This is a genomic window from Elusimicrobiota bacterium, from assembly GCA_016180815.1.
Taxonomy (GTDB): Bacteria; Elusimicrobiota; Elusimicrobia; order JACQPE01; family JACQPE01; genus JACPAN01.
Window position 1 is genome coordinate 80,303 of the sequence record JACPAN010000016.1, and the last position, 15,203, is coordinate 95,505.

At 56.2% G+C, this 15,203-nt stretch carries 13 protein-coding genes; 2 read left to right on the top strand and 11 right to left on the bottom strand.

Annotated features, from left to right (window positions below; genetic code table 11):
* Positions 1–7: 7 nt before the first annotated feature.
* Genes ftcD through hutU form a run of 7 tightly spaced genes read right to left on the bottom strand, consistent with a single transcriptional unit; the run spans position 8 to position 7,820 of the window.
* Positions 8–1,534: a glutamate formimidoyltransferase gene (gene ftcD, locus HYT79_09410; protein ID MBI2070801.1), complete on the bottom strand. Its 1,527-nt coding sequence runs from the start codon at positions 1,532–1,534 to the stop codon at positions 8–10.
* Positions 1,531–2,235, bottom strand: a complete 705-nt coding sequence (locus tag HYT79_09415) for an HAD hydrolase-like protein (protein MBI2070802.1) — start codon at positions 2,233–2,235, stop codon at positions 1,531–1,533. Before HYT79_09415 ends, ftcD begins: the two co-directional genes overlap by 4 nt.
* Complete coding sequence (locus tag HYT79_09420) at positions 2,228–3,469, bottom strand: imidazolonepropionase (protein MBI2070803.1); 1,242 nt, start codon at positions 3,467–3,469, stop codon at positions 2,228–2,230. The genes HYT79_09415 and HYT79_09420 overlap by 8 nt, the downstream gene beginning before the upstream one ends.
* The gene (locus tag HYT79_09425) at positions 3,460–4,449 is read right to left on the bottom strand and encodes an NAD-dependent epimerase/dehydratase family protein (protein ID MBI2070804.1); all 990 of its coding nucleotides are present in this window, start codon (positions 4,447–4,449) and stop codon (positions 3,460–3,462) included. The genes HYT79_09420 and HYT79_09425 overlap by 10 nt, the downstream gene beginning before the upstream one ends.
* Complete coding sequence (locus HYT79_09430; protein MBI2070805.1) at positions 4,446–5,147, bottom strand: CPBP family intramembrane metalloprotease; 702 nt, start codon at positions 5,145–5,147, stop codon at positions 4,446–4,448. Before HYT79_09430 ends, HYT79_09425 begins: the two co-directional genes overlap by 4 nt.
* Complete coding sequence (locus HYT79_09435; GenBank protein ID MBI2070806.1) at positions 5,138–6,112, bottom strand: NAD-dependent epimerase/dehydratase family protein; 975 nt, start codon at positions 6,110–6,112, stop codon at positions 5,138–5,140. Before HYT79_09435 ends, HYT79_09430 begins: the two co-directional genes overlap by 10 nt.
* 40 nt (positions 6,113–6,152) lie before the next feature.
* Complete coding sequence (hutU, locus tag HYT79_09440; GenBank protein ID MBI2070807.1) at positions 6,153–7,820, bottom strand: urocanate hydratase; 1,668 nt, start codon at positions 7,818–7,820, stop codon at positions 6,153–6,155.
* A 327-nt stretch (positions 7,821–8,147) separates the two neighbouring features.
* On the opposite strand from hutU, the gene HYT79_09445 reads away from it, so the two are divergent.
* Entirely contained in the window at positions 8,148–8,819 is a 672-nt protein-coding gene (locus tag HYT79_09445) for an isoprenylcysteine carboxylmethyltransferase family protein (GenBank protein ID MBI2070808.1), read from the top strand.
* On the opposite strand, the gene HYT79_09450 is transcribed toward HYT79_09445, so the two are convergent.
* Both HYT79_09450 and HYT79_09455 read right to left on the bottom strand, forming a co-directional pair.
* The gene (locus tag HYT79_09450; protein ID MBI2070809.1) at positions 8,777–9,910 is read right to left on the bottom strand and encodes an endonuclease/exonuclease/phosphatase family protein; all 1,134 of its coding nucleotides are present in this window, start codon (positions 9,908–9,910) and stop codon (positions 8,777–8,779) included. The two genes, HYT79_09445 and HYT79_09450, sit on opposite strands and share 43 nt — an antisense overlap.
* 103 nt (positions 9,911–10,013) lie before the next feature.
* Positions 10,014–10,370 carry an RNA-binding protein gene (locus HYT79_09455; protein ID MBI2070810.1) on the bottom strand — a complete coding sequence of 119 codons (357 nt, stop codon included), beginning with the start codon at positions 10,368–10,370 and terminating at the stop codon, positions 10,014–10,016.
* Between the two features lie 337 nt (positions 10,371–10,707).
* Between HYT79_09455 and HYT79_09460 the strand changes: the two genes are divergently transcribed.
* Positions 10,708–12,717, top strand: coding sequence for a patatin-like phospholipase family protein (locus HYT79_09460; GenBank protein ID MBI2070811.1), 2,010 nt, complete (start codon positions 10,708–10,710; stop codon positions 12,715–12,717).
* Between the two features lie 12 nt (positions 12,718–12,729).
* Here HYT79_09460 and HYT79_09465 read toward each other — a convergent pair whose 3' ends face one another.
* Positions 12,730–13,629, bottom strand: a complete 900-nt coding sequence (locus HYT79_09465) for a hypothetical protein (GenBank protein MBI2070812.1) — start codon at positions 13,627–13,629, stop codon at positions 12,730–12,732.
* A gap of 140 nt (positions 13,630–13,769) precedes the next feature.
* A complete protein-coding gene (locus tag HYT79_09470; protein ID MBI2070813.1) occupies positions 13,770–15,194 on the bottom strand; it encodes a dipeptidase in 1,425 nt (474 codons plus the stop codon).
* Positions 15,195–15,203 lie beyond the last annotated feature (9 nt).

Consider the following 15,203-nt stretch of genomic DNA (forward strand, 5'->3'; position numbering starts at 1 on the left):
CCGCTGATTAACCCAATCTCTCTTTCAAGCTCGCTTCAAGGGCTTCAGCTTGAGCTGAAAGGCGATTTTTGTAGGCTTCATCTTCGATCAACGGCAAATTAATCAAAACGTTTTCCTTCGCGCCGCGGCCGCCGGCGGCAAGCAAGCCGAGCCCGACTTGATAATCGCTGGCCATGCTCCCGGGAACCAATTCTTTCTCGCCGGCCAAGATCATGGCGCACTCAACCGTTGTTCTGAGCGTCGTCAGAGGTGTTTCCGCCGCCTTTTTCAAGGCCTCCTGGATCGCTTCACCGCGCTTGGGATCGGTTTTCGGCAAACGATAAGCATCGGCGACGGCTTGATAGCTGACCGCATCATCGACGGCCAGACGGCGCAATTGCTGGGCCCAATGAGATACCCGCGTGATCAGTTCCTTAATCTTCGCTTCACCGCGTCCGTTCTCGCCTGTTTTCAATGATTTTTTCAACCGGATTTGAAAAACCTTCATAGCCAAGGACGCGCCCATGGCCGATGCCGCAGCCGAAGCTGAACCGCCGCCGGGCACGGGAAGGGGCGCGGCCAGCGCATCGCAAATAGCCCCTAACCCGGATTCCCAAGAACTCCCGCTTGCCGAGGAAGAATTCGTCTCTCCGGCCAAAAGCTCAAGAAGCTTGCTTTCTAAAACCTGCTTCGCGGGATCGAATCCTTTCACCCGAAGTTCCTCAATCGCGAAGTGTTCCAAGGCCGCAGCCGGCACAAGCCCGATCAACTCGGTTTCAGCGATCGCTGCGCCCGCGGCGCGGGCCAAGGAATCCACCTGCCGGTATACCGCGCTTAAGCCCGTGACCGGGTAATTGGTCAGCACCGTGGACACCTGAACTTTGCCCGGATCGGACAGCTCAATTTCCTTGGCGCGCAGATAAGGTAAGCCGCCGGAAGATGTTCGAATTTTCTTGGTTATTTCCTTGGCCAAATTCATATCCCCGGTCGCCAGATTGACGTTGAAATTAATAATCTGCTCGCGCGCGCCTACGGCCGTGGCCCCGGCCGTAGGATGAATCTTAGGCTGCCCAAAATCCGGATTGCGGCTTGAATCTTTGCCCAGAGCCTCGGATAGCCCCTCGAACTCTCCCTTCCTCACATTGGCCAAATTCTCCCGTTCAGGCCTGGTCGCTGAAAAGCCGTACAAAAACACGGGGATATCAAGCTCCTTGGCCAACCGTTCTCCCAATTTTTGCGACAACGCAACGCATTCCTTGAGATCGACGCCAAAGAGGGGCGTAAAGGGAATGACATCCGTAGCGCCCATTCTGGGATGCTCGCCTTTATGCCGGCGCATATCAATCAGCTCCACGGCTTTTTTGGCGCCTCGGAAAGCTCCTTCCGCAACCGCATCAGGGGCGCCCACGAAGGTCACTACGGAGCGGTGATGGTCTTTATCCATCTCAATATCCATCAACACGACTCCGGCTTCGCGGATGGCGGCCACGATAGCCTGGACTTTGGCGGGATCGCGGCCCTCGCTGAAATTAGGAACGCATTGAACAAGCTTCATACCAACTTTAAACGCTTAATCCATCGCTGCGGACTCGCATAATCATTAAAGTAAAAGTCGGGCTTAGCCGCCCGTAGTTCGCTGCCGGAAACAGGACCCGTGGCCACGGCCACGCTTCGGTAGCCGCAGGCGCGGGCCGCGGCAATATCGCGCCGAGTGTCGCCGATGATAAACACCTCGTGTTTGCGGAAGCGGCGCCGGTAATGACGCATGGCCTTAGCCACCCCTTTGCGCAGAAGCTCGGGCCGTTTGATGGAATCGGTCGAAAATCCGCCGACGGGAAAAAAGCGGTTCAACTTTGAGCGACTCAATTTAATGCGCGCGCCTTTTTCCAAATTACCCGTGCCCAGGGCCAAATAAACCCCCGGCAAACGCGAAAGCATGCGCAAAAAATCCTTGATGCCGTCGATCATGCGATAACCACGGCTGGCGCGCACCCGAGGTTTAAGGAACGAAGGGAAAATCCGCGTCAAATGCCGCAACTCCCCGGGTCGCGGATGACGTTTCATTTTTCGTTCAAAAACTTCAAGAAAAATGGCCGGGTCCGTTTTCCCCCGCCCTTCAATCCCCTCCAGGGCGCCGGCAAGCCCGTATTGCTTTAAAAAAAGGTCTTCAATGGCCCTTTTGCCCGCGCCGCCGGTGACGAGCAAAGTGCCGTCCAAGTCAAAAACCAAAAGTTTGCGCTTAGGGACCCTACCCATTCCAAAAAACGACATGGCCCTTCTTAACGACGCCGCAAACCATATTGACGGCGAAATAATAGGGGATTTCCCGGTAATCCGAAACATCCAATACAATAAGATCGGCTTGTTTGCCGGCTTCGAGGCTGCCCAATTTGCGTCCCAGAGCCAGGGCATGAGCCCCGTTGATGGTGGCGGCGACCAAAGCTTCCTCGGGTTTAAGTTTCATTTGATTGACGGCCAACGACAGAATAAAACTCATGTTCACGGTGGGCGATGTGCCCGGGTTGAAATCAGTAGCCAAGGCCACAGCCAAACCCTTGTCGATCATTTTGCGCGCCGGCGGATAGCGCTTGGTCGCCAAAAAGAAATTGGAACCCGGGCATAGCGTGGCCATGGTGTCCGATCCGGCCAAAAACTTCATATCGCCGTCTGTTATGCAATCCAAATGATCTACTGAAACTGCGCCCAGTTTATAGCCCAGGTAAGCGCCGCCGGTATGATGAAGCTGCTCGGCATGAAGCTTAAGCCCGTAGCCCAATTCCTGAGCGCGAAGCAAAATCCGGCGCGCTTCGTCCCTGTTGAAATAACCCTCATCGCAAAAAATATCACAAAACTTGGCGAGCCCGCTAAGTTCGGGAATCATGCGCTCGCAAAGATAATCGATATAACCCTCGCGATCGGCTTCGTACTCTTTGGCAAGCGCGTGGGCGCCCAAAAACGTGGGGATGATTTCCAGCGGAGTCTTTACCGAGGCCATTACAGAAAGCATCTTACGCTCGGCTTCAAGCTCAAGCCCGTAGCCTGATTTGATCTCCATGGTGGTGATGCCGTAACTCAAGGCGCGGCGCGCCCAGCGTTCCAGATGAACCTCCAGGTTCTTTTCCGGCGCCGCCCGTAAATCCTCCACGGAACGCTTAATGCCGCCGCCCTGGGCCGCGATTTGCTCATAGCCGGCTCCCTGCGCACGCATCTCGAAATCCTTGAGCCTGGAAGCGGCGAACACCGCATGGCTGTGGCTGTCAACGAACCCGGGCATCATCACCCGCCCGGCGGCATCGAGTTCCTGAACCTGGCGGCCTTCGGTTTTTTTACGCACTTGGGCATAAGGACCCACAGCCTCGATTTTTTCGCCGTTCATTAAAACAGCATGGTCCTTGCCTAAGCAACCGATTTCCCCCATGGCTTTGCCGCGCCTGGGCCCAATCGGCCCGGACATGGTCACAATCTGCGCCGCGTTGATGATCAGCAGCATGCGTCCCCTAAAAACCACCGCGCGCTTTCTTCAAGAGCCTGCTGCCATGCGACTTTTGGCTGATAACCCAACTCATGAAGCAAAGGGCTGGTTGCCCAATGGCAGTCATGAGCCGCGACCTCAACCCTGTAACGCGTCACGCCCAAAGGAACGGCCGGGATCGCGCGGTGAATCCATTCATTGGCCCAGCCCGCGGCATAGGCCAACGGATAAGGCACGCTGCGGATATGAACTGACGAATTCATGATGCGTCCCAACTCCTCAAAAATATCCATCCAGGAAACTTGATTATCATCAGTGGCGACCAGCGTTTTCCCTGCGGCTTGCGGGGCCGAGGCAGCCAGGCAAACGGCGTCGACTAGATTGCCGACATAGGATGTGGCCACCAGCTTGCGGGCGCCGCGCACGAAAAAAATTCGTCCCGAGCGGACCGCCCGGCAGATCGGCGCCGTGCTTTTGACGTCCCCCGGGCCGAACACCCAGAAACCCGGCCTTATAATCGTCCACGACAATCGCCCAAAATCACCGTTGGTCAATACACGCTCGGCCTCAAGCTTGCTTCGAGTATAGCCAAACGCGAAATTATCCGGAGTTTCCAGACCGTCGGCATGAACGCGGTCTTTGAAGCGATGAACCGACAAACTCCCCAACAAAAGAAAGCGGCCGCAGCCGCCAGCGCGGCAAGCCTCGGCCAGATGTCGGGTCGCCGACACATTTGGTTCTTCAAAATCCCGGTAAGGGCCCCAATCCCTCAGGAACGCGGCCAGATGAAAAACACAATCGTAGCCTCCGCTCACAAACTCAAGACCGCTGGGTTGGCGCAAATCATGAACGGCCATCCGGTCGCAATAGGGTTTAACGAACCCGGCGTCCACGCCCGGTTGAATAATAGCGCTGACCGAATCGCCGCGCTCCTTCAAGGCCCGGACAAGATGATGTCCGATGAAACCCGTGGCGCCGGTGACCAAAACCTTATTCATTGATTGACGCAGAAATAATCGGTCAAAAATCCGAGTTGGGCATGAAGGAAGAAAGACGGCCAAACGCTTTTGGTCGCCAGCGCCAAATAGCCGTAAAAAACGCCCCCTGGCAGCGCGCCCCAAAATTCAGGCCAAGGCTTGCCCCAATGAAGAAGCGTGGATAACAACACCTGAGCGGCCATGGCCGCGGCCATCCCCGATCGATCAGCCATCCGAAGCTGGATATACCCCCTGAAAAAAAACTCCCAAGCCAAATAATAGCCCAGATACCCCAGATAATAGGGAATGCCTGCGCTTAAATCCGACCAAGCCCAGGGACAGAGAGGATACTCTGATTGAAAATCGCCCCGGCGCGACGCCCACCAAGCGCTGGCGGCCATCACCATCACGCCTCCGGCGCAAAGCGCAATCGTGCGCAGGTCCCAACGAGGCAGGGACAGGCCTGTTCGGAGCCGAATGGGCTCTCCTGCATCCAGGGCGACAGACGATAACAGCGGAACAATCAACAATAAAATAACAGCCAGCGCCCACTGCGTGAAAGGGCGGGCCAGGCATAACGATTCGGGCGTCACCAGCCACCGGCCGGCGACTGAATCAATCGCATCAGGCCGGCTCGCCAAGTAATACACAAGGCAATTGATCACGATGAACGCCCAGGCGGCGCTATTGGGCTTGCGCTTGCCCAGGGTTAAAGCCATCCCTTCTCCTGATACCAGGACAATGTCCGGCGGCAAGCGGTTTCAAGGGGAGTGTAATCGACAAAGCCGATCTCTTGGACCAGTTTGGCGCTGGAACAAACCCAGGAGCCGGCCAAAAATTCGCGGGCCTTATCTCTGGTGAACATCGGACGGCGTCCCAACGCACGCCCGCCCCACTCGCCGGCAAAAGCCGCGCAACGCAACAACAACCGTGGGATAGCGACGGTCCGAACGCGGTTGTGTCCGGCCAAATGCGCGATTTTCTCCATCAAACGCCCCATTTCAATGCTTTCCGGATAAGACACAAAGTATGTTTGGCCCACGGAGCGATCATGTTGGATTGCCGCAACGATAGCCCGTGCCAAATCTTCGACGTAAACAACGCTGGCCAGCATGGGTTGGCCGGCCAAGCGAAAAGCCCATCCCTTGCTGGCCCATAAAAAAATCGGCAGCGTCGCCTGATCCCCGGGGCCGAACACAACCGGAGGCCGGATCACGGTCACCGGAACTTTGGATTCAAGGGCTAAGGCTTCGGCCTCAAGCTTGCTTTGGCCGTAGACGGAAATAGGCCTGGGCGCCATGGTTTCATCGACAAAACTTCCGTTGACCGAGGGCCCGGCCGCGGCCAGGCTGGAAACCAGAACCACGCGCTTGACCGAGGGCCCGGCCGCCTGAATCACGTTTTGAGTGCCGCCGACATTGACCCGCCGAAACTCCTCTTCCTTCGATGGCAAAATGACGCCGGCCAGATGGAACACATAATCACAGCCTTCAGCGGCCGTTTTAACGGATACGGCATCCGTAACATCGCCGTAAGCCCAATCAAGACTCAAGCCATCAAGTAGGGAACGATTTGACGAACGACGGATCAAAGCCCGCACATTGAATCCCTGGCCGACAAGGAACCGGCACAAAACGCTGCCAACAAAGCCGTTGGCTCCGGTGACTAGGGCTGTGGCGTTCATGGGTTTAACAACATGTTGATAACCTGTGGATAACTAATCTTTACTTAACCGTAGGTATTTTTATTGAATTTTTAACAGAAAAACGGCGAGCCTCATCGTAACCAGCATCCACATGCCGGGCCACGCCAATGCCGGGATCATTGGTTAACACTCTTTCCAAGCGCAACCCCATTTCCTTTGTGCCGTCAGCCACCACGACTTGGCCGGCATGAAGCGAATAGCCCATGCCGACCCCTCCACCATGGTGAAAACTGACCCAAGTAGCGCCGCTGGCCGTATTCAACAAAGCGTTTAAAATAGGCCAATCCGCAACAGCATCTGAGCCGTCTTTCATGCCCTCGGTTTCGCGGAAAGGGCTGGCCACGGACCCGGAATCCAAATGATCCCGACCGATCACAATGGGCGCTTTAATCTCGCCTTTTTTGACCAAATCGTTTAAACGCATCCCGAATCGGGCGCGTTCACCGTAACCCAGCCAGCAAATCCTGGCCGGCAAGCCCTGAAATTTGACCTTGGCCGAAGCCATGCGAATCCAGCGCGCCAGCCCTTCATTTTCCGGGAACAGTTCAAGGGCCAATTGATCCGTGCGCGCGATATCCGCCGGGTTCCCGGAAAGAGCCGCCCAACGGAACGGACCCTTGCCTTCACAAAAAAGCGGACGTATGTAAGCCGGGACAAAACCCGGAAAATCATAGGCGTTTTTGACCCCGGCTTTAAAGGCCATGGTCCGGATATTATTGCCGTAGTCGAATACCTGGGCGCCCGAACGTCCGAAATCCAACATGGCGCGCACATGCGCGGCGATGGAATCCATGGCGCGGCTCAAATATTCCTTGGGGTTTTGCGCTCTCAACCAGGCGGCTTCTTCAACGCTTAGTCCGGCCGGGATATAGCCGTTGACCGGATCATGGGCTGAGGTTTGATCCGTAACGACATCGGGAACAACGCCGCGCCTGTGGATTTCCGGCAGCACATCGGCCGCATTGCCCAAAAGGCCGATGGAAATGGCCTCGCCTTTCTCGGTAGCTCGCCGAATCCTCACCAAGGCTTTGTCCAAATCCGTCTCCATCTCATCGAGATACCCGGTCTCTAAACGGCGCTTGATCCTGCTTTCGTCGGCCTCAACAGCCAGAACGCAGCCGCCGTTCATGGTCACGGCCAACGGCTGAGCCCCGCCCATGCCGCCCAAGCCGCCGGTCAACACCCAGCGCCCCGCCAAAGAGCCTTTGAAATGCTTGCGGCCGCAAGCCGCGAATGTTTCATAGGTTCCCTGAAGAATGCCCTGAGTGCCGATATAAATCCAGGACCCGGCCGTCATCTGCCCGTACATCATCAGGCCCATGCGCTCCAAGCGGTCGAATTCCTCCCAATTCGCCCAATGCCCGACCAAATTAGAATTGGCGATGAGCACGCGCGGCGCCCAGGGGAATGTCCGAAAAACACCGACCGGTTTTCCGGATTGCACGAGCAGGGTTTCATCGGACTCCAACTCCCGCAAGGATCGGGCAATGGCATGAAACGCCGGCCAATTGCGGGCGGCGCGGCCGCGCCCGCCGTAAACCACCAAATCATCGGGCCGTTCAGCCACATCAGGATCGAGATTATTCATCAGCATCCTTAAGGCGGCTTCCTGCGCCCAGCCTTTGCAGGAAAGCGCCGTCCCATGAGGAGCGCGAATAACGGGCGCTGCGGCAGCCTTGGTTTTCATAGTAGGGGGCTGTCTTGACAGCCCTTAGGGTCCGTTAAGGAATTAATGATCAATTTGGAGGCCCAGATTTGCGCCGAATGCTAGGCGCGACGACGATGGCGTACCCTTGCGGTACGTTGAGGAGGAACAACGACGCAGTCGGTGCGAAGATGGGCCTCCCCGAAGGGCCAGGGCGCTTTTGGGCTGCGGCTGCGTTGCCGCGAGGCTTACGTGCCCTGTGGGCACGCCGCGCCTCGCGGCGCCTTGCCTCGCTCCAAAATCGCCCTGGCAAATTGATCATTAATTCCTTAACGGACCCTTAATTCAAATTAGTTTAGAATATAGCCGGTGGACCCGACACGAATCGCCCTGACCGCCGCTGCCGCGGCCTTTTGTTTTTTTGCTCTTGAGTCCGGATGGGGCTGGGATCAAGCGGCCGGACTCTGGAGCGATCCGCTGCGGCTTCTGGCCTCCCTTGGTTTTTTCGTCTTTCTATTCGGCTTCGGACTTTCTCGCATGCAGTTAAACCCCAAAGGCCGCCAGGCCCTCTGGCAACTGCTGTTTTTTTTGGCCAATCTTGTCGTCTTCCCCATGATGCTGCTGATGTCAGGACGCATGGCCAGGCACCATGAAACCTACGGATTTTGGATCGTGTCCACGCCTTGGGCTGCGATACTTGGCCTGACGCTGGAGGCCGGCGGCGTCGGCATCATGTTATGGTCAATTAATACCCTGGGCCGATGGTTCAGCCCTAAAATCACCGTTCAGCAAGGGCATCGGCTTATTCAAAGCGGACCTTACCGGTTCGTACGCCATCCGTTTTACACCGGGCTGTTGCTGTTTTTATCGGGTTTTCCTCTGGCGTTCGGAAGTTTGATGGGCTGCTTTTTAGCGGCGTGTTATCTGCCGGCCGTGCTATTGAGGATCTCAAACGAGGAACGTTTGCTGGCTGAGGCGTTCAAAAATGAATTTCCGGCTTACCGCCAAAGAACCCGGCTTCTCATCCCCTTCATCCTGTAAGCGGGGACGTAAACCAAATCTTTTTTCTGCAAAACCATGCTCATTTCGCGCTCCAGGTTGATGAAATTCACCACACGCGCGGACATAAAAATGGCGTAGCCAAAATTATAGAGGGGGATCCAAAGCCGTTCGTGGTAGCGCCGGGCGATGTCCCTGATGTGGACCAAGATGCTGTTCCTGACCTGGGCCACGGCCCAGCGCCGGTCCGTGTCAACGGCCGCCGGCAGCGCGCCGAAGTTAATCGCCGAGGGATTCAACGTCGCGGTAAAACCCTGATGATCCGAATATTTGAAATGAGGGTAGGAACGCTCCCAACGAAAATCCGTGTCCTGGGCCAAAATAGCTTCTTCGGCGAAATGCCGCGAAAGGAAAATGTAATCCAGCCGCCCGTCCACGTCGGTTCCGGAACAGGCGCCCGGCCCGTTGCCGTCGCAAACGTCCCAAGCGCCGAGCAAGCGGGTCAGGATTTTATGACCGTCATAAACCGGCGGAAAATTGAAATCTCCGGCCAGCACAAAAGGCCGCCCCTTGGAAAAATCAGCCACGGCCCCGGCCAAATCGTAAAGCTGGGTATGCCTTAACGCGATATGCTCGCGCCCGGAAGTGTTGGCCACCAAGTGCGTGTTGTACACGTCCAACGCGCGGCCCCCCACGTCCAAACGCGCGGCCAGAACGCCTTTCGCCGCCCAGAAATCGCCGTCCAGAAAATCATGAAACGGCTCCGCGGCCGTAAACGTATAAACGCGCGTCTCAAGAACGGGGAACCGGGATAAAACGACCAAACCGTTACCGAAGAGCATGCTGCTGTTGACATGAGCCGCGTAAGGGTAACCCGACTGCTCCGTAAAAATTTTCAAATCGCGCTTCATCCAAACTTCTTGAAGAAAGACAAGATCGTAATCGGACTTGTTCAGCCGCCGGGCGATATCCTCAAAACGCTTCTTGCGGTTGGACAACGGTGAAACGAACGGCACCCCGCCGGCGTTGAAGGTCAAAATTTTCAGCGGACGCGACTCTTGGGCATGGACTAAACAATGCGAAAAAATAAGCGCCAAGAGAGCGGCAATCAAACGCAGGATGGTCATTTTCATCGGCCTCGATGGAGTTTTCATTATACCAACCTGCCGTCGAGCGTCGGCAAAACGAAACCCCCCGCCTAACGGCGGGGGGTTTCAAACTCGAAACCGGTTGTTCTTACCAGCGTCGGTTCGAGTCCCGTCGTCCTCCACCCGATCGGTCGCCGCCCCAAGGGCGCCCGCTGCCACCGCCACCGCCGCCGCCACCGGGCCGGCTGTCGCGATTTAAAGGCTTGGCTTCCTCAACGGCGATTTTCCGGCCGTTGATCTCCGCACCGTTCATTTTAGACACGGCGTTCTTGGCGTCGGTTTCGCTCTCCATTTCCACAAACCCGAACCCGCGCGACTGCGACGGATCGAATTTGCTTTTAATGACTTGGACAGAGAGCACCTTGCCGCAATCGGCAAAGGCCTTCTGCAGGTCCTCGTCCTTTGTCTCAGGCGACAAGTTTCCTATGAACAGACGTTTACCCATTTGTTTCTTATTCTCCTTGCTTTAGGGGTAGGCTAGGGACGGCTACTCGTTGAGTTTGACAGAGGTCGGATTCGGCGTTACGACTCGGACTCAGACGCGAGGCGTCTACTCTCAGGCCTCCCGCAACTTCCCGGGTCAAGCGAATGGACGCTGTTTTCATCGATTGTTCGGTCACCGCCCTTCGCGGCCCAGGGTCTTTCACGACATTTGGATTCTAACACAGAAACAACCCCTTCTCTAGGAGAGGGGTTTGTGGAAAGCGGGGAGCATCGATTTTATTGTGGCGCGAGCCATCAACGTGTGTTACGGTATTAAATGGACTCGGGAGAACGCGTTCATGCCGGATATTGACCAGGACATCTTATCGCTCTTAGCCGAGAGCGTTTTGTTCCGGGATTTTCCCCCCGCTGAGTTGCAGCAAATAGCCGCCCGCTTCAAACGCGAAACTCATCATCGAGGAATGACCCTGTATAAAAAAGGCGATGTAGGCGAAAAACTGTTCGTCATCTCCAGCGGGCACGTGGCCCTGACCGCGCCGGGGCCCTCCAACAACCAAGAAGTTATCCTTGCTGTTTTAGGCCGCGGCGAGGTGTTCGGCGAAATGTCGCTGTTGACGGGAGAGCCGCGAACCGTCAACACCCGTCTGGAATCGACCAGCGAATTTTTCGTCCTGGAAAAAAAAGACTTCGAAGAGTTGTTAACCGGCAACCCCGCTATCGGCATTTACTTATCGCGCATTCTATCCAGGCGCCTGGCTCAAACCACGGAATCAAGCTTGAAGGAGCTGGCCAAACGCCGCATCACCGAGCCCAAGCTCGTCCTGCTGTTGAGGCTCACCAGCGAAGCCCAGGGAATTTTATTCGGCTTGAACCTGGCCGTCAATTTGCTGGAACAAACGCGCCGGCGCGTGGCCTTGATCGAGCTTTGCCTGGAAAATAAATCTTCCCTCACCGATTTCGCGGGCTTGGGCGATATCATGGCCGGCATCGAGTCCCCCGGAGCGCTTTCGCTGCAGGAACTCTTAAGAAAAACCCGAAAAACCCATGCCTCGGGCCTCGACTTATTTACGGTGCCCAGCTCAATTTTTTCATCGCCCAGGGACAAAGACAAGGCTTTCGTGGCTTTAAATTGGCTGCGCGCCACTTATGATTTTTCCATCCTGATCGCCACGCCTCTGCAATGGGACAGCTTGAAGCTGGTTTTTGAAGAAGTGGATCAAATTCTGTTTTTAAACGACATCGATATGAAACCCGATCCCGAACTTAAACCCAAAATCGCGGACCTGATCAAACAAGCCGGCGGCAATGTTGTTTTCCAGGACATCACCCTTGTTCCCGACGGCCGCTCCTCGTTCGTCAAGCTCGAACATATCCGCATCGGCTGGGCGCGGGCCATCGACCGCGCCTTCGATCAGAACAAGAACCCGTTTGAAGCGCTGATGGGCACCAGAACCTTAAGGGATGTGGAGCGCATGGCGCGCGTCATCGCGGACGTTAAAATCGGCCTGGCCTTGGGCTCCGGCGGCGCCCTGGGTCACACCCTGATCGGCATGCTGCGCGTCTTAGAGAGAGAGCGCATTTACCCGGACTTGATCGCGGGCACGTCCATCGGCGCTTTGGTGGGCGCCATGTACGCCAGGGGCATGAGCGTCGAGGAAATGGTGCAAATTGCGCTCTCGATCAACAAAAACTGGTTGAGAGAAATCGTTTTTTGGGACATTGACTGGCCCAGCCGGGGCGGCTTCATGGGCGGATTGAAACTGCAACGCTTCCTGCGCAGCCTCTTCGATGATCTTGATTTCAACGATCTTGAGCTGCCCTTCGCCGCCATCGCCACGGACATCGGCACAGGAGAAGAAGTGGCCATCCGGGAAGGACGGGTTTTAGACGCTGTCCGGTCGAGCATCGCCATGCCGGTGGTATTTAAACCCAACCGCATGGGCAAACGTCTATTGGTCGACGGCGGGTTGGTCAACCCGGTGCCTGCTTCCACCTTGGTCCAAATGGGCGCGGACATGATCATCGCCGCGCGCCTGACCAATTCCCCTGCGGAACGGCGTTTTTCCATCGGGCTGTTGGGGAAAGAGGAAGGAAAGGCCGAAGAAAACCTGGGCATTCTGGATATTTTCTTCAGGATGATTCTGACCATGAGCCATCAAATCGCGACCGGTAACACGGAAAGCGCCCATGTCACGATCCACCCCAAAACCCCCAATTACAATTGGACGGATTTCGATAAGGGGGCGGAGCTGATCCCGCTGGGCGAAGCCGCTGCCGAAGAGGCGCTGCCGAAAATCAAAGCCCAATTGCCGATTTTTGCGGACTACTGCACGACCCGGCTGCGTTAATATCTAAAAAAATTATCTGCGATCGATCGGACGCAGGCGTTCAGGAACAGCGGGACGGCTGGCCGCATCGCGGGCCCGGGCTAATTTAGCCGCTAAATCATTATCGGCCAGGTAATTGATTTGACGCTCGATGTTTTGGAACTCATCCGAAGCCATCATCGCAGCCACGCTGGCGGCGTTGCCGGAGAACCACGGCACAGGCACGATGGTGCGGCCGCAAGGATGCCCGGTGACCAAGGTGACGATGGACTCGGCGCTGGAGGCGCTGTTGCCGGCGACCGACGCCACATTAAGAGTCGAGTAACCGGCTTCAAGCGTATTAACCCCGCCCGCCAAAACAGCGGCGCTGACGGAGCCGGGCAGGGAGCTTCCGCTCGCCGCATAAGCCTCAAGCAAGCGAGCCGCAACTTTCACATGAGCGGCATATTGATTGAAACCTGTGTCAATCAAGACCAAACGCGTGCGGGTTTCATCCGCGCTCAGCGCCGGATACTGAAAGTAATAATAAATCGGGTCGCGGCCGCGCGTCGTATGCTCTTCAACGCGGACAAGGCCTTGCATGGAGGAGCGGATGTTGGCCAAAGAAGCCTTGGCCGCTCCGGCGAATGTGATAACGGAATTCAATGTTTCTCTTCGGCCGGCTTCGTTCTGCGCAGAAACAGGGGTCGCGACCGGAGCCGCGGCCGTACGATTCGACGGTGTATCTTCCCTAAAAGCCCGGCGCGGGTCCAGCCGGCAGCAACAGCGTAGGCCGTCATCGGCATCACGAGGCGTGCATGATCCGGTTCCCTCGATATACCCATCGGGGCAACATCCGTCCGCCTGAGCTTGGGGCGCAAATGCCAACATGGATAAAACCGCTAAAACAAAAACCTGCGTTTTATCTGCAAAAAAAGACTCTGATTTGTTCATTATCACAATCTCCTCTTTAAGGCTAATGCTTATAGGATAAGACGACTCCCAAAAACTAGCGAGGGACTATGGGGCCTTTTAGATGGCCTAAAAGACCTAGGAAAAAATAGGACTTAGGACCCAATAATGAAGGGGTGGCGTTAGTTACGATTCGCTCGGCCCAATAGCTCGTAGAAACGGGCCGCGGTCAGAATCCCGCGCTTGAAATTCTTCAAATCCAGCCATTCATTGGGCGCATGCGCGTTCTCTCCGGGAAGCCCGAAGCCGAGCATAATGACCGGGGTCTTTGGGAAAGCCTTTTTAAAGAGATCGGGCGCGAAAATCGAGCCGCCGCAGCGCTCCCAATAAGGTTCGACGCCGAACACTTCATGGAGAGCCTTGCGGGCCGCTTCCATGGCCGGGCTGTTGACATTTTCAAGAAAAGCCGGCCCCCCGCCCTCAAGGCGCCGGACCGTGACGCGAAGCCCTTTGGGCGCCAATTTGGCGACATAACGCTCGAAGCTTTTGGCGACTTGATCCGGGTTTTGTTTGGGAACGAGGCGCATGGACACCTTGGCCCTGGCCGAAGACGGAATAATGGTCTTCGATCCTTCTTCATTTAAAAATCCACCGACCAAGCCATGCACCTCAAACGTGGGCCGCGCCCAGACGCGCGTGATCGGATCAAGGCCCTTCTCTCCGCCGGTCAACGGCACGCCCGCCGCCGCCTCAAGCTCTTTGGCCATGAAACGGGCTCTTTTGAACCAACGCTGCTCCTCTTTGCTTAATTTCGCCACGTTGTTGTAAAAACCGGGGATGGTTACCCGGCCTTTGGCATCCGTCATGGCCGAGAGAATCTTGGCCAAGGCCAACGCCGGATTGGCGACCGCGCCGCCGAAGCCGCCCGAATGAAGATCGATTTGAGGGCCTTGGACGATCAGGTCGAAATAAACCAAGCCGCGCGTCGCATAAGAAATCGTCGGGCAATTTTCCCCGACCATGGCCGTATCGCTGATCACCACTGCGTCGTTGCTTAATTGCTCGCGATGCTCATTGACCAAAGTCTCGAAATTCGGACTGCCGATTTCCTCCTCACCCTCAATGATGAATTTGACGTTGACGGGCAGCCGGCCCCTTGTGTTTAAAATCGCCTGGCAGGCTTTGATATGCATCATGGTCTGGCCCTTGTCGTCGGCCGTGCCCCGGCCGTACAACCGGTCGCCTTCCTGCCAGGGCTCAAACGGCGGCTTTTTCCACAACTTAAGCGGATCAACCGGTTGAACGTCCAAATGCCCGTAAATCAAAACCGTGGGCTTGGAATCATCCGTCATTTTCTCGGCAAAAAGCGAAGGGTGGCCCTTGGTCGGCCAAACCTCGGTCCGAAAGCCCATCTCCTTTAAAAGCCCGTCCGCAAAATCAACGGATTGCAGCACATCGCCTTTATGCTGGGATAAGGCGGAAATGCTGGGGATTTTAAGCCAGGCGATCAACTCATCCAAGAATCGCCCGAAATTCGTCCCGACGTATTCGTTGATCGGACCGCCTGTTGAAGCGGCGCTCCGCGGCTCAACAACTTTGCTGCTCATGGGGCCTCC